26 protein-coding genes are annotated in these 23094 nt (G+C 60.1%); 1 reads left to right on the top strand and 25 read right to left on the bottom strand.

Annotated features, from left to right (window positions below; translation table 11 throughout):
• Positions 1 to 8: 8 nt before the first annotated feature.
• The 22 genes from araG to J3P79_RS08295 all read right to left on the bottom strand — a co-directional run bounded on the left by araG (position 9) and on the right by J3P79_RS08295 (position 19184).
• Positions 9 to 1553: an L-arabinose ABC transporter ATP-binding protein AraG gene (araG, locus tag J3P79_RS08400; protein WP_434609625.1), complete on the bottom strand. Its 1545-nt coding sequence runs from the start codon at positions 1551 to 1553 to the stop codon at positions 9 to 11.
• Positions 1554 to 1627: 74 nt separating this feature from the next.
• Entirely contained in the window at positions 1628 to 2632 is a 1005-nt protein-coding gene (locus J3P79_RS08395) for a substrate-binding domain-containing protein (RefSeq protein WP_434609624.1), read from the bottom strand.
• A gap of 174 nt (positions 2633 to 2806) precedes the next feature.
• Positions 2807 to 3625 carry an SDR family oxidoreductase gene (locus J3P79_RS08390; RefSeq protein ID WP_434609622.1) on the bottom strand — a complete coding sequence of 273 codons (819 nt, stop codon included), beginning with the start codon at positions 3623 to 3625 and terminating at the stop codon, positions 2807 to 2809.
• Positions 3626 to 3862: 237 nt separating this feature from the next.
• On the bottom strand, positions 3863 to 4738 hold the full coding sequence (locus tag J3P79_RS08385) for an SMP-30/gluconolactonase/LRE family protein (RefSeq protein ID WP_434609620.1): 876 nt from the start codon (positions 4736 to 4738) through the stop codon (positions 3863 to 3865).
• A complete protein-coding gene (locus J3P79_RS08380; protein ID WP_039593663.1) occupies positions 4738 to 5481 on the bottom strand; it encodes a FadR/GntR family transcriptional regulator in 744 nt (247 codons plus the stop codon). The genes J3P79_RS08385 and J3P79_RS08380 overlap by 1 nt, the downstream gene beginning before the upstream one ends.
• A gap of 133 nt (positions 5482 to 5614) precedes the next feature.
• On the bottom strand, positions 5615 to 6175 hold the full coding sequence (locus tag J3P79_RS08375) for a DUF1285 domain-containing protein (RefSeq protein ID WP_434609618.1): 561 nt from the start codon (positions 6173 to 6175) through the stop codon (positions 5615 to 5617).
• A gap of 15 nt (positions 6176 to 6190) precedes the next feature.
• Entirely contained in the window at positions 6191 to 6796 is a 606-nt protein-coding gene (locus J3P79_RS08370; protein ID WP_039593661.1) for a DUF4823 domain-containing protein, read from the bottom strand.
• 103 nt (positions 6797 to 6899) lie between these two features.
• Positions 6900 to 7868: a GTP 3',8-cyclase MoaA gene (locus J3P79_RS08365; protein ID WP_434609616.1), complete on the bottom strand. Its 969-nt coding sequence runs from the start codon at positions 7866 to 7868 to the stop codon at positions 6900 to 6902.
• Between the two features lie 138 nt (positions 7869 to 8006).
• Positions 8007 to 8645 (bottom strand): TetR/AcrR family transcriptional regulator, encoded by a 639-nt coding sequence (locus tag J3P79_RS08360; RefSeq protein ID WP_039593659.1) that lies wholly within the window; start codon positions 8643 to 8645, stop codon positions 8007 to 8009.
• A 383-nt stretch (positions 8646 to 9028) separates the two neighbouring features.
• Positions 9029 to 9823 (bottom strand): TatD family hydrolase, encoded by a 795-nt coding sequence (locus J3P79_RS08355; protein WP_434609614.1) that lies wholly within the window; start codon positions 9821 to 9823, stop codon positions 9029 to 9031.
• A gap of 11 nt (positions 9824 to 9834) precedes the next feature.
• The gene (locus tag J3P79_RS08350; protein WP_039593657.1) at positions 9835 to 10191 is read right to left on the bottom strand and encodes a PilZ domain-containing protein; all 357 of its coding nucleotides are present in this window, start codon (positions 10189 to 10191) and stop codon (positions 9835 to 9837) included.
• Positions 10192 to 10233: 42 nt separating this feature from the next.
• Positions 10234 to 11220 (bottom strand): DNA polymerase III subunit delta', encoded by a 987-nt coding sequence (locus J3P79_RS08345; protein WP_434609612.1) that lies wholly within the window; start codon positions 11218 to 11220, stop codon positions 10234 to 10236.
• Complete coding sequence (tmk, locus tag J3P79_RS08340; RefSeq protein ID WP_434609610.1) at positions 11213 to 11845, bottom strand: dTMP kinase; 633 nt, start codon at positions 11843 to 11845, stop codon at positions 11213 to 11215. The genes J3P79_RS08345 and tmk overlap by 8 nt, the downstream gene beginning before the upstream one ends.
• A gap of 19 nt (positions 11846 to 11864) precedes the next feature.
• Positions 11865 to 13025: an endolytic transglycosylase MltG gene (gene mltG / locus J3P79_RS08335; RefSeq protein ID WP_434609608.1), complete on the bottom strand. Its 1161-nt coding sequence runs from the start codon at positions 13023 to 13025 to the stop codon at positions 11865 to 11867.
• A gap of 3 nt (positions 13026 to 13028) precedes the next feature.
• Positions 13029 to 13844 (bottom strand): aminodeoxychorismate lyase, encoded by an 816-nt coding sequence (pabC, locus tag J3P79_RS08330; protein WP_434609606.1) that lies wholly within the window; start codon positions 13842 to 13844, stop codon positions 13029 to 13031.
• Positions 13844 to 15088 (bottom strand): beta-ketoacyl-ACP synthase II, encoded by a 1245-nt coding sequence (gene fabF / locus J3P79_RS08325; RefSeq protein ID WP_039593652.1) that lies wholly within the window; start codon positions 15086 to 15088, stop codon positions 13844 to 13846. The genes pabC and fabF overlap by 1 nt, the downstream gene beginning before the upstream one ends.
• 108 nt (positions 15089 to 15196) lie before the next feature.
• Positions 15197 to 15433, bottom strand: coding sequence for an acyl carrier protein (gene acpP / locus J3P79_RS08320; RefSeq protein ID WP_003175607.1), 237 nt, complete (start codon positions 15431 to 15433; stop codon positions 15197 to 15199).
• A 191-nt stretch (positions 15434 to 15624) separates the two neighbouring features.
• A complete protein-coding gene (fabG, locus tag J3P79_RS08315) occupies positions 15625 to 16368 on the bottom strand; it encodes a 3-oxoacyl-ACP reductase FabG (protein ID WP_434609603.1) in 744 nt (247 codons plus the stop codon).
• Between the two features lie 15 nt (positions 16369 to 16383).
• Positions 16384 to 17322 (bottom strand): ACP S-malonyltransferase, encoded by a 939-nt coding sequence (fabD, locus tag J3P79_RS08310; RefSeq protein ID WP_434609601.1) that lies wholly within the window; start codon positions 17320 to 17322, stop codon positions 16384 to 16386.
• 123 nt (positions 17323 to 17445) lie between these two features.
• Positions 17446 to 18456, bottom strand: coding sequence for a phosphate acyltransferase PlsX (gene plsX / locus J3P79_RS08305; protein WP_434609599.1), 1011 nt, complete (start codon positions 18454 to 18456; stop codon positions 17446 to 17448).
• A 4-nt stretch (positions 18457 to 18460) separates the two neighbouring features.
• Positions 18461 to 18643, bottom strand: coding sequence for a 50S ribosomal protein L32 (rpmF, locus tag J3P79_RS08300; protein WP_003179396.1), 183 nt, complete (start codon positions 18641 to 18643; stop codon positions 18461 to 18463).
• Positions 18644 to 18656: 13 nt separating this feature from the next.
• The gene (locus J3P79_RS08295; protein ID WP_003204262.1) at positions 18657 to 19184 is read right to left on the bottom strand and encodes a YceD family protein; all 528 of its coding nucleotides are present in this window, start codon (positions 19182 to 19184) and stop codon (positions 18657 to 18659) included.
• A gap of 105 nt (positions 19185 to 19289) precedes the next feature.
• Here J3P79_RS08295 and J3P79_RS08290 point away from each other — a divergent pair, with 105 nt between their 5' ends.
• Entirely contained in the window at positions 19290 to 19868 is a 579-nt protein-coding gene (locus J3P79_RS08290; RefSeq protein ID WP_434609597.1) for a Maf family protein, read from the top strand.
• Positions 19869 to 20010: 142 nt separating this feature from the next.
• On the opposite strand, the gene J3P79_RS08285 is transcribed toward J3P79_RS08290, so the two are convergent.
• From J3P79_RS08285 to rluC, 3 genes are read right to left on the bottom strand one after another with little or no spacing between them, the layout of a single operon-like run.
• Positions 20011 to 21000, bottom strand: coding sequence for a S49 family peptidase (locus J3P79_RS08285; RefSeq protein WP_434609596.1), 990 nt, complete (start codon positions 20998 to 21000; stop codon positions 20011 to 20013).
• Between the two features lie 20 nt (positions 21001 to 21020).
• Positions 21021 to 21683 (bottom strand): HAD-IIIA family hydrolase, encoded by a 663-nt coding sequence (locus J3P79_RS08280; protein WP_434609595.1) that lies wholly within the window; start codon positions 21681 to 21683, stop codon positions 21021 to 21023.
• Positions 21673 to 22629, bottom strand: coding sequence for a 23S rRNA pseudouridine(955/2504/2580) synthase RluC (gene rluC / locus J3P79_RS08275; protein WP_434609592.1), 957 nt, complete (start codon positions 22627 to 22629; stop codon positions 21673 to 21675). Before rluC ends, J3P79_RS08280 begins: the two co-directional genes overlap by 11 nt.
• Positions 22630 to 23094 lie beyond the last annotated feature (465 nt).

The following is a 23094-nucleotide window of genomic DNA, read 5'->3' as shown; positions in this document are numbered from 1 at the left end:
TTTACCTCTCAGTTCGCCGCGCCGGCAACGCGTTGGCGCGGCAGCGCCAGTTGCAGCAGGTTGGATTCGTCGGCCTGGTCACGTGGCAACTCGCCGCGCATGGCCCCTTCACAGAGCACCAGGATCCGGTCGGAAATGCCCATCACTTCCATCAGGTCGCTGGACACCACAATCACCGCGATGCCATCGGCCGCCAGGTTGTGGATGATCTGGTAGATCTCGGCCTTGGCGCCGATGTCGATGCCACGGGTCGGTTCGTCCAGCAGCAGGACTTTCATCGGCATCGACAGCCAGCGACCTAGAATCGCTTTTTGCTGATTGCCACCGGACAGGTACATGATTTTCTGGCTGGCCGCTGGGGTCTTCACTTTCAAGGACTTGATCTGCTTGTCCGCATTGCCCCGCTCCCAGTCGCCACGCAACAGGCAGCCAAGCGCGGAATGCGCCGGACGAGCGCTGATGTTGATGTTTTCGCCCACGCTGCCCAACGGGATGATGCCTTCCTTCTTGCGATCTTCCGGGCAGAGCAGCACGCCAGCGGCGATGGCATCCCGCGGAGAACGCAGTTTCAATTCCTTGCCATGCAGCACCAGGCTGCCCTCGCTTTGACGCTCCAGGCCACTGAGCAAACGCAGCAACTCGGTACGACCGGCGCCGACGAGCCCGAACAAGCCGAGGATCTCGCCCTTGTGCACCTGGAAACTCACCGGCTCGCGCAGGCCCGGCCCCAGCAGGCCCTTCACTTGCAGCGCCACATCGCCGCGCTCCCGAGCGCGGTAGTCATAGATGTCCTGGATATCGCGACCGACCATGCAGGTGACCAACTGATCGTGGGTCAGCTCGCTCATGTTTTCGAAGGTCCGGACATAACGGCCGTCCTTGAACACGGTCACCGCATCACAGATGCGGAACACCTCTTCCATGCGGTGGCTGACGTACAGCACCACTTTGCCCTCGTCCCGCAGGCGGGCGATGATTGCCATCAAACGATCGATTTCCCGGGCCGACAGACTGCTGGTCGGTTCGTCGAAGGCAATGACATGGGCGCCACGGGACAAGGCCTTGGCGATTTCCACCAGTTGGCGTTGGCCAAGGGACAGGCGACCGACTTTTTCCTGCGGGTCGATTTCGTCCGCCAGGCCTTTGAGCAGCGTCAACGCCTGCTGGCGCAGCACGCCACGATTGACCAGGCCGAACCGCGCCGGCAAATGGCCGAGGAACAGGTTTTCCGCGACGGTCATTTCCGGCACCAGGTGCAGTTCCTGGTGAATCACCGCCACACCGCTGGCGATGCTGTCGGCGGTGCCTTTGAAAGCCATCGTCTGCTCGCCGATCTGCAAGTCACCGCTGCTCGGAATGTAGGCGCCGCCCAATATCTTCAGCAGCGTGGACTTGCCGGCGCCGTTCTCGCCCATCAAGGCATGAACCTGCCCAGGGAGAGCAACGAAACTGATGTTGGCCAACGCTTGCACGCCGGGAAAGGTCTTGCCAATCCCATTGAACCGCAAGCTGCCGCCCGTGTTGTGCTGCCGTGTCGCTGTTTGCGCTTGCATAACCACCTCGAACTCACAGAGATCAAGCGACCCCGCCGCTCATGCGACGGGGCCGCTTTTGAATCAACCGGCCATCAATTCCACAGGCCGATCTTTTCCAGCTCTTGCTTGAAGTTCTCCCGGGTGATCAGCGTCACCTCGTCCATGGCGGTGTACTTCGGCGGTTCCTTGCCGGTGGTGATCCACTCGTACATCATTTCGGCAGTCTTGTAGCCTTCGATGTGCGGGCTTGGCAGCATCGAACCGAAGAAGCCGCTGTTCGGTTTCTTCAGCTCGCCGATGGCGTCGGTGCCGTTGATGCCGATACCGATTACGTTTTTGGCATTGAAGCCAGCGGCTTCGGTGGCGCGTACGCCGCCCAGCACGGTGTTGTCGTTCATGCCACCAATGATCAGGTTTTTCGCGCCACTTGGCAGCTTCACCAGCGCCGAGTTGGTGGAGTCCATGCTGCCGGGAACGTCGAGGGTCTTGAGCGCGGCAAACAGGATATGGTCTTCCGGCATCCCGGCTTTTTTCAGGGCATCGACCGAACCATCGGTGCGCTTCTTGCCGGTGTCCAGCTCGTTGAAGGTATTGACTACCGCGTAGGTGTCTTTCCAGTCCCAGCCGCGTTTTTTCGCTTCGGCTGCCATCGCGGCGCCTTGCTTCTGCCCAACCTCGAACGCCGCCATGCCCAGATACGGCACGTCTTCCATGAACTTGCCTTTGGCATCGACGAACCGGTCGTCGACGGCAATCACCTTGAGGTCGTTGAGTTTGGCCTTGGCCATGATGGCCGGGCCAAGGGACACGTCTGGCGGGCAAATCACGAAGCCCTTGGCACCGTTGGCGGCCAGGCTGTCGATGGCCGATAGGGTCTTCTCGCCGTCGGGCACGGCGATCTTGATCAATTCGAAGCCTTTATCCTTGGCCGCCTTCTCGGCGAACGCCCACTCGGTCTGGAACCAGGGCTCCTCGGCCTGCTTGACCAGAAAACCGATTTTTACCGCATCGGCCGCGAGCAAGTGGCTGCTGAGGCTGAATGCGGTCACCGCCAGGGCGGCGCGACACAGGGAACGGATCCCACGACGATGTTTCATAGCTGACTCCTTGTTTTTTTTATTGAAAGCCAAACGTCCAGGGATCTGCTCCACGTTGGTGGAATTGCGCAGGCTGGCCGGTCAAAACGTGGTACTGCACAGCATAGGTTTAAATAGTCATATCGTATGATGATTGGATTACAGGCGAAGTTTCCTACCGCAATCCAAGAATATTCAGTCGTGGTACATGACCGAACGTCCACCATCGATGGTGATGCATGAGGCATTGATAAACGGTGCTTCATCGCTGGCCAGGAACACGGCCGTCATCGCCACTTCGATCGGCTGCCCGATGCGCCGCGGCGGATGCAGGTCCAGTGCGCGCTGGCGTTCGGCCTGGGGATCGGCGAAACCGTTCCAGTAATCGATGTTCAGTTGCGTCTCGATGTAGCCCGGCGCAATGGCATTCACGCGCACGCCCTTGGGTGCGTACTCGATGCCCAAGGCGCGGGTCAGGCCCAGCAGGCCATGCTTGGCGACGGGATATGGGAAACAACCGGGAATGATGTGGGACGAATGGGTCGACGCGATGTTGATAATGCTGCCCGTGCCCTGCTCGATCATTTGCGGCAACACGGCCTTGCAACCGTACCAGGCGCCATCCAGGTCGATGGCGAAGCAACGGCGCCAGTCATCCTCGGTCATTTCCAGCGGATCGCGGAACACATTGACGCCGGCGCAATTAACCAGCACGTCGATGCGACCGTGTAGCTCGACAGCCCGGCGGGCCATGGCGTGCAAATCCTGCTGGTTCGAAACGTCGGCTCTGAGCGCCTGCACATCCGCGCCCTGTCCGCGCCAATGAGCGGCGACGGCTTCGACCTTGTCAGCCTGGATATCGCTTATCACCAGCCGGGCCTGTTGCGAAGCGAACGCGGCGACAATGGCCTCGCCGATGCCTTGGGCCGCGCCAGTCAACAGCACGACCTTGTTTTTCAGCCGCTCGCCCTTCACAGGTTCAGGCACGGGCGGCAAGCGAAGCGCTTCAGCCATGGACCGCGCCTCCTGTATGAAAACACGACAAAAACCGGCCATCTACCGATGGCCGGTCCAAAAGCTGTCGAGTCAACACTGATTTGCGAACACCGCTGGGGCGTGCGGGAGAAAAACGATGCATCACTTCACCTGTTTTGTTTTTTTAAGTGTGAGTGCGTATTGCTGATGGAGCCGACTATAAACCCGACCGCCAAATAATCTCAATATATATATTTACATCCCATATTTTGGGACTCACCCCGCAAATCGGGTGCAAGCCATGCCCGGTACATCAACGCGCATCGACAACACCGCACCGTCCAGCGGATGGCCCAGTGGGCTCGCCGCGCTGGTGATGTACAGCGTCTTCAGGTCTTCGCCACCGAACACACAACTGGTCGGGCGACTGACCGGCAGTTCGATCACCCGATCGACCTGCCCGTCCGGGGTCAGGCGCAACAGGCAACTGCCGTCCCACCGGGCGTTCCAGATATAGCCCCGCGCATCCATCGCCGAACCATCCGGTCCGCCACGGGAATGGGGTCCGAACCAGACTTCAGCGGGCGCCAGTTTTCCATCGGGGTAGATAAAATGCCGATACAGCGTTCCGTCCAGGCTTTCGCCAAAATAGACCGTCGTGCCATCGGGGCTCCACAACAAAGTATTAGGAATGCCCAGGCCACGCAGCAACGGCATCACACGACCGTCGCCGCCGACACGGAACAGCCCGCCGGAGCGTCGCTCGATGGGCAAGTCTTCGCCATCCTCACCGATGTTGTTCTGCATGGTGCCCAGCCAGAGTTGGCCCAAGGCATCGCAGCGAGCTTCGTTGGCGCGATTGCCTGGCTGGGGGTCGGCCATGCACAGCAACTTCAGACGCGGTTCCAGGCCTGGCGAATCCAGGTCCAACCGGTAAACGCCACTGCTCAGCGTCACCAGGGCATCGCCGCTCTGGGTCGGAATGAATGCGGAGACGTGTTCAGGCATCTGCCAGATCTGCACATTCTTGCCGATCAGCCGCAGCGCCTGCTTGCCGGCGATATCGACCCAATACAGCGCCTGGGTCAGCTCATCCCAGAACGGCCCCTCGCCGAGTTTTGCCCGATGCTCCGTCACCGCCGTCCACTTCATCAAAACCTCCTGTTCCCGGCTTTCCCGGCATTGTCTGTTCGACCGGCCATTACATCGGGGTAAAAACGTTTGATGGCCAGGTCTGCGTTATCGATCAGCGTCATGCAAGCCCAGACGCCTCGCGTCGCGTCCCGAGCCGCGATGGCTTCGGCAATGTCCTTGTGGATCGGCAAGGTGCGACGCAATTCGTCAGGATCAGCGGCGGACACCTCGAACGAAACCGCCAACAACGCGCCGAGGGCCGGGACCATTTGTTCGATGAATTGATTATGGCTGGCCGCGAGAATGCATTCGTGGAAGAACTGGTCGGCGCGGTTGTAATCCGCACCACTGTCCACCGCTCGCTCCAGCGCATGATAGGCCAGGCGGATCGCCTGCACCTGGTCCGCCGTCGCCCGTTCACAGGCCCAGCGCACCGCCATGGGCTCGATGGTACGGCGCAGATCCAGCAAATCGTCGACAAAATTCTCCGGCAACCCGCTGCGTGACAGCCAGCCCACGACTTGTGGATCAAAGAGGTTCCAGCGCCGCACCGGCAATACCCGTGTACCGACCTTCGGCCCGACTTCCAGCATGCCTTTGGCGACCAAAGTCTTGATGGCTTCGCGAATGACCGTGCGGCTGACGCCCAGTTGCTCGCCCAAGTCTGCTTCGACCTTGATGGTTTGCCCAGGCTTGACCTGGCCCGCGGCGATCCAGCCCCCGAGCCAATCGACGGTCGATGCGTGAAAACTGCTGGACATGAATACCCCGTGGGCGTTTTTTTGTTAGGCGCCCACGCTAATCATCATATGATTGGGTGTCAATTTGAATTTATGCTTCTGAGCTTTAGGAGCGAGCCGGCTCGCGAAAAGCGGCGCCTCGGTGCCCAGAGGATCAGGGTTCGAGGCCGATGGGGAAAAACTCGCCGCCACTCCAGACGCCCAGCCAGCGTTGCCCATCGATCTCGCGGCTGACGGCCAGTTCCACCAGTTGATAGAACACATTGCGATGGATCAGTGCTTCCAGATTGCTGCGCACATGAACATAGGGCGCCGGCTCCTGGGTCTGCGGATCGATCATTACCCGCATTGGATGTTCGGGGCCGGCCTCGGTGGTTTCATCGACATTGGTGGTGAAGCGCAACAACTGCCCTTCGCCCTTCCCTTCGACCTCCAGGGTAACGGCCACAAACGGCGCGTCATCGACCTTGATGCCGACCTTTTCCACAGGGGTAATCAGGAAGTAATCATTGCCGTCGCGGCGAATGATGGTGGAGAACAGCTTGACCATCGGCTTGCGCCCGATGGGAGTCCCCAGGTAATACCAAGTGCCATCCCGGGCGATGCGCATGTCGATGTCGCCGCAGAAGTCAGGGTTCCATAAGTGGACCGGTGGCAGGCCTTTGCTCTTGGGGATCTGCCCCAGCAGGTCATTGGCTTTTTGCGGTCCGCTCATGGTGCCTCCTTCTGTTTATTCGTTGCTCATTCCCAATAAGCTGCGGGCGTACTCACGCAACGGCGCGGCAATGAGATCCTGTGGCTGCTTGTCGTGCAACGTCAGCAAACCGCCACGGCTCTTGATGCGTGCAGTATCAATCAAATACTGGGTGCTGGTCTCGATCAACATGATTTGAATCACACTGGTGTCGACGCCAAGACGATCCACCGCCTCCTCATCCAGCCATTCATCGGTATTGCCGATGCGGTTGTCTGCCTTGGCGAAACGGGTGTAAAGCAGGTAATGGGCACCAGCGGCCCGCGCCTCGCCCATGGCCTGATCGAGGCCTTCCGGGACCCGGGCGCGACGAACCATGGGGAAATATTCGATGAAACCATTGAAGGCTTCTTCAGCCACGACATTGGGCCGCGGATAGGCGCTGCCTGGCGGAGCGAAAGCTCCCTGGGCAATGTAGATGAAGGAATCCGGCTGAATGCGCAGGTTGTTCACACGGCGGCTGTCGCTATGGTCCAGCAGGCCGGCATCGCTCATGTGATAACGAACGCCCTCCCCCATGTCGCTAACATTCATGCAGCCACCAAGCGTCAAAACGGTCAGCAGCAAAAACAGGCTACGCATCCTATCCTCCAAAAACCGGTGACGGAAAACCGGCGAATGGCCATGGGATGCAGCTTTTGCGCCAGTCCTTGGGCTGATTGGATTTCCGACGTGCAAAGCCCGCTTAACCGCCAATGATCTTCATGATCGTTGCGCCACCGGAGAACGCCACTTCTTGCTTGTCCCCGAGCGCCTTGACCAGCAGGCGCTGGAGCGCCGGCAGCGCCTGGTGACGGGGCTTGTCCAACAGATCGCCGACGTAATGCCGGTTGCTCGACGACAGACAGCCGTGCAACCAACCGGTGGAAGACAAGCGCAGTCGCGAACAGGTCCGGCAAAACGGCACGCTTTCGTTGGCGATCACGCCGAAGTGCCCCAGCCCGGGAATTTCGTAGCGCACCGCCGTGGCATCGACGGGCGCATCGGCTTGCAGATATTCGTATTGGTCGCCAATCAGGCCCAGCAGTTGCTGGAGGCTGACGAACTGCTGAAGAAACGCATTGGAGTCCTTGGCCAGGTGACCCATGCGCATCAACTCGATGAAGCGCAACTCGTAGCCACGCTCAAGGCAGTACTCGAGCAACGGCATGACCTGATCGAGGTTCTGCCCGCGCAGCGGCACCATGTTGACTTTGATCTTCATGCCCGCCGCCCGGGCCTGCTCCATGCCATCAAGCACCGTCGCCAGGTCGCCTCCACGGGCTATGCTGCGAAATGCGGCGGGGTCCAGGGTGTCGAGGGAAACGTTGATGCGGCGGATACCGGCGTTTACCAGCAAGGGCAGCTTCTTGGCCAGCAATTGTCCATTGGTGGTCAGGCTGATGTCCTCGAGGCCCATCTGCCCTACCGCCGTCATGAAACGCTCGAGCTTGGGGCTGACCAGCGGCTCACCACCGGTGATGCGCAACCGCTCTATTCCGGCCGCTTCGATCAGGTAGGCCACGCCACGTGCCATGGCCTCGGCCGACAGTTCATCCTGCGCAGCCACCAGCCGCTTGCCATCAGGCACGCAGTAGGTACAAGCGTAATTGCAGGCGGAGGTCAGGCTGATCCGCAAATTGCGAAAACGCCTGCCTTGACGGTCAACGATCATGGATCACTCCGGCGAAAGAAAAATCGAGCCCGTAAAAACTGACCTAGAAATCAGGTTTTCGCAAGACCCAAGCCTGAGTATATTCCTGGGGCACTGCGCCACGTAAGCGGACATGGCGCAATTAAGCAGCTGAATGCCTCAACTGCTCGGGGTATCGGTATCGCGCTTGCGCTTGTTGCCCATGCGCACCCCGATGTCCATCAGGAACTGGAAAAAGCCTTCCTGGTCTTCCAGCACATTGCTCCAGAACGGCGAGTGGTACAGTGCCACAGCGCCGTGAACCAGTGCCCAGGCGGCGCAATAGTGGAAATAAGGTGGAACGTCTTCGAGCTTGCCTTCGCTGATCCGGCCCTTGATCAACAAGGTCAGGCGATCGAAGTTCGAGGCACGGATCTTGTGCAGCTCCTCGACCATCTCCGGAACCTGGTTGCCCTTGACCACCTTTTCTTCGAGGCGGTCGAACAAGCGGTAACGCTGCGGGTCGCGCATGCGGAACTCGAAGTACGCCCGGGACAGTGCTTCCTTGTCCTTGTCGACATCGGCCGAATGCAACAACTCGTTCAGATCCCGCTCGTAATCGAGCATCAGCCGCAGATAGATCTCGGCCTTGGACTTGAAATGTTTGTAGATCGTGCCTTTGCCGATACCCACGGCATCCGCAATCATCTCGACGGTGACGCTGTCTTCACCCTGGTCGAGGAACAACTTGAGCGCGGTGTCGAGGATTTCCTGCTCGCGGCGACGAAACTCGCGGACCTTACGGGGTTCTTTATGCATAAGAAAAAGGTCTGAAGGGTCAAAATTCGAAGCCCGGTATTATGCCTAAATTACGCAAAAATGCACGGATCATCCGCGCAGGGCCATAGTTCTTCAGAAAACCGTGCGCCCCCGACTTCTCCGCTTCACGCCAGCGAGCCGCCCGGGCAGGGTTTGCTGGCAGTGAGAACTTATCCGAAGCCAAACTATTCCAAATCTGTTTAAAAACCACCCAGGTCAAACTGGACGCGTTGCCATAGTGATCAATACTTGAACTGTCGGCGCGACATCTCCCCCAAGTGACGCGCTGATAAAGGTACCAACGGACCGCGTGCCTTTGTTTTACTCCTAATGGTCTTAACCCGGATTCCCCCCCCAGAACCCGGGTTTTTTTTGCCCCGGTTTCAGGCCCTTGCGCAACGGACCCGAGCCAATGGGAACAGCCGCTTGAAGTTCTCCGTCGTCTGCTCCGCGAACCGGTCATAGGACTCCCCGCGCAGCATCGCCAGGTATTCCGCGACCTCCCGTACATACTGTGGAAGGTTTGGCTTGCCGCGATAGGGGATGGGCGCCAGGTAAGGCGAGTCGGTTTCCACCAACAAACGATCGGCCGGCACCTTGCTCGCGACGTCACGCAGGGCGTCGGCGTTGCGGAATGTGACGATGCCCGACAGGGAAATGTAATAGCCCATGTCCAGGGCAGCCTTGGCCATGTCCCAATCCTCGGTAAAACAATGCAGGACGCCGGCGTGGGGCAGCGCCGCGTCTCGCAGCAATGCCAAGGTGTCGGCCCGGGCGCCACGGGTGTGGATAATCACTGGCTTGCCGGTCTGCCTGGACGCTTCCAGATGCAAGCGGAACGACGCTTGCTGGACTTCGGCAGCCTCCGGCTCGTAGTGATAGTCGAGGCCGGTTTCGCCAATGGCGACCACGCGCGGGTGGTCAAGCTCCTGCAACAGCCAATCCAGGGCGGGCGTGGCATCGGGTTGCACATCCAGCGGGTGGATGCCCACCGAACAATCAACGTCTTCATAGCGTTCGGCCAGGCGTTTGACGTCGGCGGCGTTGTCGGCACTGACGCCTATGCAGAGGAAATGTCCTACCCCCCGCTGGCGGGCGGCATCCAAAGCTGCGTCAAGGGAGCCACCATGGGCGGCAAGGTCGAGGCGATCGAGGTGGCAATGAGAATCTACGAGCATAAAGGGCCAGGCTACATCGTATGGGTGGGACGGTCGGACTTGAGGGCTCCGGCCAAGTGGGTTTCGATCTGGTTGCGGGCCGAGTTATCACCTTCGTTGAACTGCACGCCAACGCCGGCAGCCCGGTTGCCTTGGGCGCCTTTGGGCGTCATCCAGATCACCTTGCCGGCGACCGGGATCTTTTCCGGTTCATCCATCAGGCTCAACAGCATGAACACTTCATCGCCCAGGCGATAATTCTTGTTGGTGGGAATGAACAGGCCGCCGTTCTTGATAAACGGCATGTAGGCCGCGTAGAGCACCGACTTGTCCTTGATGGTCAGGGACAGGATGCCGTTGCGTGGCCCAGGACTGACAGGTTCGTTCATGCTGATCTCCGCTGCGATTGAGCTCAGTCTAGGTCGTGTCTATCAGTTTCGACCAGGCAAACTCGCCCATTGCACCAACAACGCCTCGAGCAACAACACGCGATTGAGGTTCGCCTTGCTCAGCACCTTCTGACGTTGGGCAAGGATCCAGTCCTGAATGTTCAAGATTTTGTCCTGGCTGCTTTTTTGCGCCAGGTACTGGATCACTTTTCGCATGTCGGCCAAGCCGAGGCCGGCTTCGTCCTCGGTGAGCTGGTAACGCAGGATCAAGCTCGACCAATCGCAGAACCAGTCAAACAGGAGCAACAGGGGAATGGCGTTCCAGCCTTCGGCCAATTGCGTCGGCGATTGCTGCTGCTTGAGCAGCTTCTTCACACCGTCCACCACTAGCGCGCGCTGCTCGCGCACACCTTGGGCCTGGAGGCTGACGGCCGCCAACGGCGAGCCGGCGGCCAGGGTCAGCAGCTCGCCACGTTCTTCATCGGTGCTGTCAGGCAAGGCCTGGGCCAGCCACTGCAAGCTCATCGCCTCGCTGGGCAACGGGCAGCCCTGCTGCACGCAACGGCTCTTGATGGTTGGCAGCAAACGGCTCGGCTGGTGACTGACCAGCAACAGCACGGTATCGCCGGAAGGCTCTTCGAGGCTCTTGAGCAAGGCGTTGGCGGCGTTGATGTTCATCGACTCCACCGGCTCGATCAGTACAACCTTGCGCCCGCCCATCTGGGAGGTCTGGACCACGAAGCTGACCAAATCACGGACCTGATCAACCTTGATCGCTTTGTCGGCCTCTTCAGGCTCCAGTATGTAGTTGTCCGGATGACTGCCAGCCTTGAGCAGCAGGCAAGACTTGCACTCACCGCAGGCATTGGCCGGCGTCGGGGCCAGGCATAGCAGGCTCGCCATCAGGCGTTCGGCCAAGGCCCGCTTGCCGATACCGGCCGGGCCGTGCAGCAGGTACGCATGGGCGTGCTGCGTGCGGCCGGCCAGCTGCTGCCAGAGAGCGTCCTGCCAAGGATAGGCTTCAGCCACGGGCAAGCTCCAGCAAACGCGGCAACACCGCATCCAGCGATTGCTGGACCTGGGTCAGTGGCTGCGCGGCATCGATCAACAGGTACCGTGTCGGATCAGCCTTGGCGCGCTCGAGGAAAGCGTTGCGCACGGCATTGAAGAAAGTCGCTCCCTCCAGCTCGAAGCGATCAAGCCTGCCACGCGCGCTGGCACGAGCCAGACCTACTTCCACTGGCAGGTCGAAAACCAGGGTCAGGTCCGGCCTCAGGTCACCCTGGACAAAGGTTTCCAGCGCAGCGATACGCTCGACGGACAAGCCTCGGCCACCGCCCTGGTAAGCGTATGTCGAATCGGTAAAGCGGTCACAAAGCACCACGGCTCCCCGGACAAGTGCCGGCCGAATCACTTCGGCCAGGTGCTGCGCCCTGGCGGCGAACACCAGCAATAGCTCAGTGTCAGGGTTCATGACTTCTTCGATAGGCGCCAGCAACACCTCGCGAATCCGCTCGGCCAGGGGCGTACCGCCCGGCTCGCGGGTCAGTACCACCTCGATGCCGGCGGTCCGCAGGCGTTCAGCCAGGTATTCGCGGTTGGTGCTCTTGCCGGCGCCTTCCGGGCCTTCCAGCGTGATAAACAAACCAGTCACGGGCGATCCTTAGTCAAAGTCATTGCGGGTCCGGCGGCTCGCTGGCATCCGGTTCGGGGGCCAGGTCCTGGGGTGGCACCTGGGGCACGGCTTCCGGCGCGGTATCAGGGGAAGCGGCGGGAATCGGTGCCGAATCCTCCGGCTTGGCCGGGGCCGGGCTGGAGCGGTAGTCGGCGCGGCGCTTGAGCTGGTATTCGCGCACTGCATTGTTGTGCGTCTCCAGATCATCGGAAAACACATGGCTGCCGTCGCCACGCGCGACAAAGTAAAGGCTGTTGCCGTCGGCGGGGTTCAATGCAGCGTGAATCGCCTCGCGCCCGACCATCGCGATGGGCGTTGGCGGCAGGCCCGGTACCAGGTAGGTGTTGTAGGGATTAGGCTCTTTCAGATGGGCGCGGGTGAGCTTGCCGGTGTAGCGCTCGCCCAGGCCATAGATGACGGTAGGATCGGTCTGCAGCAGCATGCCCAGGCGCAGGCGCCGTACGAACACGCCGGCAATCTCGCCCCGCTCGCGAGGAACACCGGTCTCCTTTTCGATCAGCGAAGCCATGATCAGCGCCTGATACGGCTGGTTATACGGGACGTCGGCAGCACGTTGGGCCCACTCCTTGGCAAGCACATCGTCCAGCCGATCGTAGGCTTTTCTCAACAGATCGGCATCCGTCGTACCCCGCACGAAACGGTAGGTATCCGGGAAGAAGCGCCCCTCCGGAAACACCCCGGAATGACCAAGACGATCCATGACCTGGCTGTCGCTCAAACCCGTGAGCGTCTGCTGGAGCTTTTCATCCTTGGCCAACGCCGCGCGAACCTGACGGAAGTTCCAGCCCTCCACCAACGTCACGCTGTACTGCACCACTTCGCCGCGTTTCCAGACACCGATCAGGCCTTCCATGGTCATGCCTGGCACCATCCGATACTCACCGGAGTGCAACGGCTGGCCAGCAAGATTGAAGCGCCAGTAGACCCGCAGCCAGAACGCATCCTGGATCAGCCCGTCGGCTTCGAGACGATTAAGGGTTCCGGTCGGGGTGGTCCCGTTGGGTACGTCCAGCAACTCTTCCTGGGTGATGTTCAGCGGCTGTTGCAGCGCCGAATGAATTTTCCAGGCAGAAGCGCCCAACAACAGCCCTGCCAGAACCAGTCCGGTCTCCAGCAGCAGCAAGAATTTACGTCTCACGAATCAAGCATCCAATAGCGCACGGGCAAGGGTCTGCAGTTTACGGGTGAGTGGGCCAACCGACCAGCGTGCCGAACCGTATCCGAGTACCGGCCACACGCCATACACACTGTTGCAGACAAAGACCTCATCGGCCTGGTGCAGCTGTTCGAGGCTGATATCGGTGATTTGAGTGGCAATGCCATGGGACTTGGCTTGAAACAATAATTCGGCGCGCATCACACCGGCTACGCCACAACGGCTCAGGTCCGCTGTGAACAGAACACCGTCGCGCACCAGGAACAGATTGCTGAATACGCCTTCGATCACCCGCCCGGACGTGTCCTGCATTAATCCTTCGGCATACTCGATGCCGCTCCACTCGGCGCGAGCCAGCACTTGCTCCAGGCGATTGAGGTGCTTGAGACCGGCGAGCAAGGGCTGCTCGGACAAACGCACCGTGCAGGGAAACAGGCGGACGCCTTGTTCGGCATGAATGGCGGGATAAGCGGCCGGCGGGCTTCCTTGCAGGATGCGCCTGGCCGGGGTCAGGGGATCGGCGGCGTAACCGCGCAGGCTGTCGCCACGGGTCACGATCAGCTTCAATACGCCATTGCCCAGGTTCTGGGCATAGGCAATCAGCTCAGCGCTCAATACGCTCATATCGACGATGAACGCCAGCCGCCGACAACCCGCTTCCAGGCGCTGCAGGTGACGCTCCAGCAGCACAGGAGTGCCGGCGAGCACGGCGATGGTCTCGAACAACCCATCGCCATAAGCCAGGCCGCGATCTTTCAGCGACAGGACGTCGGCCGGCTGACCGTCGACCCAACTTTCCATCAGCCGGCGAACCGGCGGAACACCAGCGAGCCGTTGGTGCCGCCAAAGCCGAAGGAGTTGGACAACACGACATCGATGTCCATGCTGCGGGCCGTGTGCGGCACGAAGTCGAGGTCGCAGCCTTCGTCCGGCTCATCGAGGTTGATGGTCGGCGGCGCTGTCTGACTGTTGATTGCCAGTACACTGAAAATGGCTTCCACCGCCCCTGCCGCACCCAACAGGTGACCAGTCATGGACTTGGTGGAGCTGACTGCCAGTTTATAGGCGTGCTCGCCGAACACTGTCTTGATCGCCTGGGCTTCAGCCAGGTCACCCGCTGGAGTCGAAGTGCCGTGGGCGTTGATGTACTGCACCTGCTCGCCGTTGAGCTTCGCGTCACGCAAGGCGTTGGCGATGCAACGTGCCGCACCGGCGCCATCGGCCGGTGGCGACGTCATGTGGTATGCGTCGCCGCTGGTGCCGAAGCCGATCAGTTCAGCGTAAATGGTCGCGCCGCGTGCCTTGGCGTGTTCCAGCTCTTCGAGCACCAGCGCACCGGCGCCGTCGGACAGGACGAAACCGTCGCGGCCCTTGTCCCACGGCCGGCTGGCCCGTGCGGGCTCATCGTTGCGGGTCGACAGCGCACGAGACGCGCCGAAACCGCCCATGCCAAGGCCGCAGGCCGCCATTTCGGCGCCACCGGCAATCATCACGTCGGCTTCGTCGTACATGATGTTGCGCGCGGCCATGCCGATGCAGTGGGTGCCGGTGGTGCACGCCGTGGCGATAGCGTAGTTGGGCCCCTGTGCACCCAGGTGGATGGACAGGAAACCGGAAATCATATTGATGATCGAGCCGGGCACGAAGAACGGAGAAATCCGTCGCGGTCCGGAATCATGCAGCGTGCGGCTGGTTTCTTCGATATTGGTCAAGCCGCCAATACCCGACCCCATGGCCACGCCGATGCGCTCACGGTTGGCGTCGGTGACTTCCAGCCCGGCATTGCGCACCGCCTGGAATCCAGCTGCCAAGCCGTATTGGATGAACAGGTCAAGCTTGCGAGCTTCCTTGACCGACAGGTATTCCTCGACATTGAAGCCCTTTACCGAGCCGCCAAAACGGGTGGAATAGGCAGAAAGGTCGGTGTGTTCGATCAGACCAATGCCACTACGGCCAGCCAGAATGCCCTGCCAGCTGCTCGGCACATCCGTGCCCAGTGGCGACAACATACCCATACCGGTGACTACGACGCGTCTACGCGACACAGCACTCTCCTTTTTCAAATGACGACTTTGCATCAGGCCTAAAGAAAAAACCGCACGCCGTGATGGCAGTGCGGTTTTTCCATGACAGCTAGCGACGACTAAAAACGATTACGCCTGGTGGCTGGTAACGTAGTCGATAGCAGCTTGTACAGTAGTGATCTTTTCAGCTTCTTCGTCAGGAATCTCGGTTTCGAATTCCTCTTCCAGAGCCATCACCAGCTCAACGGTGTCAAGGGAGTCGGCACCCAGGTCTTCAACGAAGGAAGCGGTGTTCACAACTTCTTCTTCTTTAACGCCCAGTTGCTCGGCAACGATTTTCTTGACGCGCTCTTCGATGGTGCTCATACCTTGTTTTCACTCCTAATGGACAAATTCAGGCAGCTGGCCGGTGGGTAAGTGTATAGAAAGACTTTTCGGTTTTTCAACCGAAAGCTTCACTCCTCGAACCCTGGGGCCCGCCGCCTATAAATAGATTGCAGCTTTATAACGGATTTTAGACAGCTCGTATGACATTTTTTTGAAGCAATCCGTCACATTTAACTCATGTACATCCCGCCGTTCACCGGGATTGTAGCCCCAGTGACGTATGCCGCACCGTCCGACGCAAGAAAAGCGACCACGGACGCGATTTCTTGAGCTTGCCCCAGACGACCCAGCGGAATCTGGGTCAACAAGGCTTCACGCTGTGCTTCCGGCAGCTCACGGGTCATGTCGGTGTCGATGAAACCCGGTGCAACCGAGTTCACCGTAATCGAGCGCGAACCGACTTCTCGTGCCAGGGCACGGCTGAAACCTTCCAGACCGGCTTTCGCCGCAGCATAGTTTACTTGGCCTGCGTTGCCCATGGCACCCACAACCGAGCCGATACTGATAATTCGGCCCCAACGAGCCTTGGTCATGCCACGCAGGACGCCCTTGGACAGCCGGTACAGGCTGTTCAGGTTAGTGTCGACAACGTCGAACCACTCGTCATCTTTCATGCGCATCATCAGGTTATCGCGGGTGATACCGGCATTATTGACCAGGATCGCCGGCGCACCGAACTGCTCCTGGATACTCGCCAGCACCGCCGAAACGGACTCGTCGCTGGTCACGTTGAGTTCAAGACCGGTGCCCTGGATGCCGTTTTCCTTCAAGGTCGCGGCGATACGCTCGGCGCCCGAAGCGGAAGTCGCGGTGCCGATGACAATGGCGCCTTGGCGACCCAATTCCAGGGCAATGGCCTGGCCGATGCCGCGGCTTGCACCGGTCACCAGTGCAACTTTACCTTGCAGACTCATGCAAGCTTCTCCTGTTCAGGCTTGCGCTGCGCGAGCGGCAGCGAAAGCGTCTGGGGTGTTGAGATTGGAAGTGGACACGCCTTCGGCGCAGCGCTTGTTCAGCCCTGTCAGCACCTTGCCAGGACCGCATTCGACCAGCTCGGTCGCGCCTTTGGCTGCCAGTGCCTGCACCGATTCAACCCAACGAACCGGCTTGTAGAGCTGCTCCAGCAGGTCGCGCTTGAGGGTATCCAGGTCCGCTGCCACGTTGGCGCTGACGTTCTGCACCACGGGAATCTGCGGAGCCTGCCAGTCGATGGCGGCGATGGATTCGGCAAAGCGCTCCGCAGCCGGACGCATCAGCTCACAGTGCGACGGCACGCTGACCGGCAACGGCATGGCACGCTTGGCGCCACGGGCCTTGCAGCCCTCGATGGCGCGCTCGACGGCGGCCTTGGCGCCGGCGATAACCACTTGGCCCGGGGAGTTGAAGTTCACCGCGCTGACTACATCGCCTTGTGCCGCTTCGGCGCAGGCGGCCAGCACATCGGCGTCATCCAGGCCGAGGATCGCGGCCATGCCGCCCTGCCCGGCCGGAACGGCTTCTTGCATCAATTGACCACGACGCTCCACCAACTTCACCGCGTCACCCAGGCCCAGGCTGCCGGCTGCGACCAGGGCGCTGTATTCGCCCAGGCTATGACCGGCAACGAACGCCGGGCGTGCACCGCCTTCAGCCAACCACAAGCGCCACAGCGCAACGGAGGCGGTCAAGATGGCCGGCTGGGTTTTATCGGTTTGATTGAGTTGCTCTTCCGGCCCTTGCTGGGTCAATGCCCACAAGTCGTAGCCGAGCGCGTCGGATGCTTCTTTGAATGTTTCGAGGATCAGCGGGTATTGCGCGCCCAGCTCGGCCAACATGCCGAGGGACTGCGAGCCCTGTCCAGGAAAGACGAATGCGAGGGAAGCAGACATGAAAACAAAGCCCCTAATGATCTTGTCGTCAAAAATTGACGCCCCTGGGGGCGCTAGGAAACTGACAGTTGGATGGCGGCTTGAACCGACCGGTCACATTTAAGCATTGTCGGACGAAAACGCCTAAGTTAACAAATCTTCGAGGCGCCCATGCAGGCGTTCCGGCAGGTTCTCCTGGATCTCGATAACAGCCCGATTGATGGCGCTTTGAAACCCCTGCACCCCTGCCGAACCATGACTCTTGATCACGATCCCCTGCAATCCGAGGAAACTCGCGCCATTGTGCCGAGCCGGCGCAAGGTCCGCCTGCAGGCGACGCATCAACGGCAGCGCAAGGGCGCCCACCACCCGTGAGGCCAGGCTCTGCTTGAACAACGTCTCGATACGCTGGCCAATCATAGTCGCAAGGCCCTCGCTGGATTTGAGCAAGATATTGCCAACGAAGCCATCACAGACCACCACATCGGCCTCACCACGGTACAAACCATCGCCTTCGACGAATCCGATGTAATTGATGCCCCGGGCATTTTGCAACAACGTCGCCGCCAGCTTGACCTGCTGGTTTCCCTTGATGTCTTCGGTGCCAATGTTGAGCAGCGCTACGCGGGGTCGCGCAATGCCCAGGGTTTGCGCTGCGACCGAGCCCATCACGGCGAATTGCAACAGGTGTTCGGCGCTGCAATCGACGTTGGCGCCCAGGTCAAGCAACTGGCAGAACCCGCGCTGGGTCGGAATCGCCGCCACCATCGCCGGACGATCGATCCCTGGCAAGGTCTTGAGCACATAGCGCGACAGCGCCATCAGCGCCCCGGTGTTGCCTGCACTGACACACGCCTGGACCCTGCCATCGCGCAACAACTCAAGGGCCACCCGCATCGATGCTTCGGGCTTGCCGCGCAGGGCCTGGGCCGGCTTTTCGTCCATGGCGATAACCTCGGACGCTGGCACGATCGACAGGCGCGCGCGATCCGCAGCCGATTGGCCGCTGAGCATTTCTTCTAGAAGGGAGGGTTGACCGACGAGGGTCAGGTGCAGCGAGGGCGTGGCATTCAGACAAGCAAGGCTGGCCTGGACAATGCTGCGGGGACCGAAGTCCCCGCCCATTGCGTCAATCGCGATGACTTGAGCGGACAAGTGATTACTCGTCGGCGCCCTTGTCGATCACTTTACGGCCACGGTATACGCCTTCTGGCGATACGTGGTGACGCAGGTGAACTTCACCAGTGGTTTTTTCTACAGACAGGGTGCTAGCCTCGAGAGCGTCGTGCGAACGGCGCATGTCACGGGCAGAGCGGGATTTTTTGTTCTGCTGAACAGCCATAATTGATTAACTCCTAAACGTTTGGGTCACGCTTTAACTGCGCCAATACACTGAACGGGTTGGACCGCGTTACCTCGTCCTCGCTCGGTTCGGGCTCATCTGCTCCCGCCGGCTGCTGGCATTCTTCCGGATGATGAGCAGGCACAATGGGCAAGGCGAGCAGAAGCTCCTCCTCGATCAGTGACTGCAGATCCAATGGATCTTCGCCCAGTTCCAGCACGTCATAACCTTTCGGCAACGACTGGGTATTCGCACCCTCCTTCACCACGGCGTAACTGCATTCGCTGTGGATCGGCAGGGTGACCAGCTCAAGACAACGCTGGCAAACCATTTTGACTTCAGTGTCGATAAAGCTGTGGATCACCACAGATTTACGTTCATCTCGTTCAAAAACGAATTTGGCCTGGACCGTACCGACATCGTCGGAAAGCGGGTCGCAGAGTCTCTTCAAATCGGCCAGCAGCAGTTCACCTTGGAGGGTGGTGCCACGGTCAGCCAATTTGCGCGGGTCAACGTGAGGTGGAATCGGGTCATTCAACATAGGCGCAGCATTATAGGGATGCACCGGGCCATGTCAAAGGAAATTCAGCCCTGTCCGTCACTTGCATGCCTGGCTAGAATCTTCCCCTGCCCATCGGAGATAGCCATGCTGCCTTTATTACTAGCCTCAAGCTCGATTTACCGCCGGGAACTGCTTGCCCGCCTGGGGCTGCCATTCGCCTGCAGCTCGCCGGACATCGACGAAGGCCGTCACCCCGACGAACCCGCGGTCGAGCTGGTAAAGCGCCTGGCCCGGGAAAAGGCCCAGGCACTGGCCGATAGCCACCCAGGCCACCTGATCATCGGCTCGGATCAGGTCGCCGTGCTCGGCGAACGCATCCTGGGCAAGCCCCACACCTTCGAAAACGCCCGCGAGCAACTGATGGCCGCCAGTGGCGCCAGAGTGACCTTCCTGACCGGCCTGGCATTGCTCAATAGCCAGACCGGCAAATGCCAGGTCGACTGCGTACCGTTCACTGTGAATATGCGGGTATTGGAGCGGGCTCGCGTGGAGCGTTACCTGCGTGCCGAGCAGCCGTACGACTGCGCCGGCAGCTTCAAGGCCGAAGGCCTGGGCGTAAGCCTGTTCCAGAGCACCGAAGGGCCTGACGCGACGAGCCTGATCGGCCTGCCACTGATTCGCCTTGTGGATATGTTGCTGGCTGAGGGCGCGCAGGTTCCCTGAACCGCCTCCGTGGCGAGGGAGCTTGCTCCCGCTCGGTTGCGCAGCGACCGCAGAAATTTGGGGGCCGCTGCGCAGCCCAGCGGGAGCAAGCTCCCTCGCCACAGGGACCGCATCACCCTTCAGGTGCGCAGCCTTTCAAAAATCAGCGCAACGCCGGCCCCTGGAAGCCCATCCACATCGCCAGGTGCTCGGCAATGCTCGCCCCCAGCTTCTTCGAGAACCGGTCAAACGGTGACTCTTCGATGGTGAAATCCACCAGGTCCTTCTGACCAATCACATCCCGCGCCACGGAGCTGGCACTGCCCAGGCCATCGATCAAGCCCAGGGGTAACGCCTGCTCACCAGACCAGACCAGCCCGGAAAACAGCTCCGGATGCTCCTTATCCTTCAAGCGCTCGCCCCGCCCTTTCTTGACACTGGCGATGAATTGCTTGTGGGTTGTGTCCAGCACGCCTTGCCAGAACGCGGTTTCCTCAGGCTTTTGCGGCTGGAACGGATCAAGAAACGATTTGTGCTCGCCCGAGGTGTAGACCCGACGCTCAACACCCAGCTTTTCCATGGTTCCGACAAAACCGTAACCGGCAGCCGTCACGCCAATGGAGCCGACCAGGCTGGCCTTGTCGGCGTAGATCTGGTCCGCCGCGCTGGCGATGTAATAGGCACCGGAAGCGCCGAGATCGGCGATCACCGCATAAACCTTTTTATCCGGGTGCAATCCACGCAACCGGACGATCTCGTCATAGACGTAACCCGACTGCACCGGACTGCCGCCCGGGCTGTTGATGCGCAGCACCACACCCTTGACCTTCGGATCCTCGAACGCCGCCCGCAGGCTGCCGACGATGTTGTCCGCGCTGGCAGGCTCCTTGTCGGCGATCATGCCTTCGATGTCGATCAGCGCAGTGTAGGCCGAACCGCTCACGGCACCTTTCTCTATGCTCATCAGCGGCGTGAACAGCATCAACGCGGCAAAAAGATAGATGAACGTCAGCAGCTTGAAGAAAATCCCCCAGCGACGGGAACGACGCTGCTCCTGGACACTGGCCAGCAGCGTTTTCTCCAGCAGTTTCCAGCTTTTTTCGTCACCGCTCTCGGCGCTCGCCTTGGCCGGCGCTTTCCATTCGTCCGTCATGCATGCATCTCCAACAAAACTTAATCGGCACGCCGGCTCAACCAGGCGTGCAACTCAGGAAAATGGTCAATCGCCAGGCACGGCTCGAAGGCCTTCAGCGCCTCGATTGTCTGCGCGCCGTAACTGACGGCCACCGACCCCATGCCTGCGTTACGGGCCATTTGCAGGTCGAACGACGAATCACCCACCATCAGCGCCTGTCCTGGCTGCATGTCGCAATGAGCCAGGATCTGCTCAAGCATCAGAGGATGGGGCTTGCTCGCGGTTTCATCCGCGGCGCGGGTTATATCGAAATAGTCGTCCCAGCCATGGGCCTTGAGCACCCGATCCAATCCTCGCCGCGCCTTGCCGGTCGCCACCGCCAGCCGATAACCCTCGCCCCGCAGGGCCTGGAGAGTATCGACCACTCCGTCGAACAATGGGGAAGGCTCGGCTTCCAGCGCGATGTAATGATCAGCGTAATGCTGGCGAAAAACGATCAGTTCATCATCGTCGATTTCCGGGTACAGGCTGCGGATAGCTTCCGGCAAGCCCAGCCCGATGATCCCCTTCACCGCCAAGTCGTCGCGCTGGGGAAAACCCGTACGGTCCGATGCAACGTGCATCGCCTCCACGATCCGACCGATGGAGTTCGCCAGAGTGCCGTCCCAATCGAAGATGAGCAGCTTGTAATCAGGATGCACTCAACCGCTCCACGGTCTTGGCCCACATGTCATCCACGGGAGCCTGCAATTTCAGCTCGCCGCCGTCAGGCAACGGCACCGTCAACATATAGGCATGGAGAAACAGGCGTTTGCCACCCAAGTCACGGATTTCCTTGGTGAAATCGTCGTCGCCGTACTTGCTGTCGCCAGCGATGCAGTGCCCGGCATGCAGGGTGTGGACGCGAATCTGGTGGGTACGCCCGGTGACCGGCTTGGCCTCGATCATGGTGGCAAAGTCGCCGAAACGCCGAAGCACCTTGAAGACGGTCAACGCCTCCTTGCCTTCTTCGTTGACCTCAACCATGCGCTCGCCTGAACGCAGGTTACTCTTGAGCAGCGGCGCCCGGACCTGCTTGACGGAGGTCTCCCAACGCCCACGCACCAGCGCCATGTAGCGCTTGTCGACGCCATCGCCGCGCAATTGCTCGTGCAGGTGGCGCAACATGCTGCGTTTCTTGGCGATCATCAGCAGGCCGGAGGTGTCACGGTCGAGGCGATGAACCAGTTCCAGTTCCTTGGCGTCCGGGCGCAACTGACGAAAGGCTTCGATCACACCGAAACTCAGGCCGCTGCCGCCATGGACCGCAATACCCGCAGGCTTGTTGACCACGATCAGCGCTTTGTCTTCGAAGACAATGGCGGCTTCCAGGCGTTGTAACAGGCCCTGGGCCAGGGGCACCGGCTCATCACGTTCCGGCACGCGAACCGGTGGCACGCGCACCACATCACCGGCCTGGAGCTTGTATTCGGGCTTGATCCGACCTTTGTTCACTCGCACTTCGCCTTTGCGTAAAATGCGATAAATCAAGGTCTTGGGCACGCCTTTGAGCCGGGCAAGAAGAAAATTATCGATTCGTTGGCCGGCATATTCCGGCGAGACCTCGAGCAGTTGAACGCCAGGGGTCGAAGGGGCAGTAGTCGTCATGGCGGCGATCATAACAATTTTTTATGGAATTGAAGCACTTAATCATTGCTGCTATAGTCGCGAACGCCGCCAAAAGTGGCTGGACAGTGGACCAGCGGTCAAAAACCGGCCCTGACCAACGCAATTCACGAGGACGAGAGGCCGTCCTACGGGGCTTTCGCTACGTAACGGTAGAGTTTGCAGGTGTAACGAGCGCAGGTGACATGAGGCCTGAAATACGCCGCAAAGCAGAGTTCTGACTCGCCTTGCGCGCCACATTCATGGCCAGTTCACAAAGTGCAGTCACCCGGGAACGACCCCGAGCGAGAGCTTCGGAAACAACGCCTAAATTAGCCATGATGCGTGACCTCCCCTTTCGGAGCTCACGGTAAATGCCAACCCGCTGCGGATTCTGCGCGCGGCAGCACCCGAATTATCAGGGATACGTGTAGGGTGGAGATGTACAACCGTCGGACTGTGTAGCAC

This window comes from Pseudomonas sp. R1-7 (assembly GCF_051132105.1).
In the GTDB taxonomy this organism is placed as follows: Bacteria; Pseudomonadota; Gammaproteobacteria; order Pseudomonadales; family Pseudomonadaceae; genus Aquipseudomonas.
This window is presented reverse-complemented; position numbering and strand designations above follow the sequence as displayed.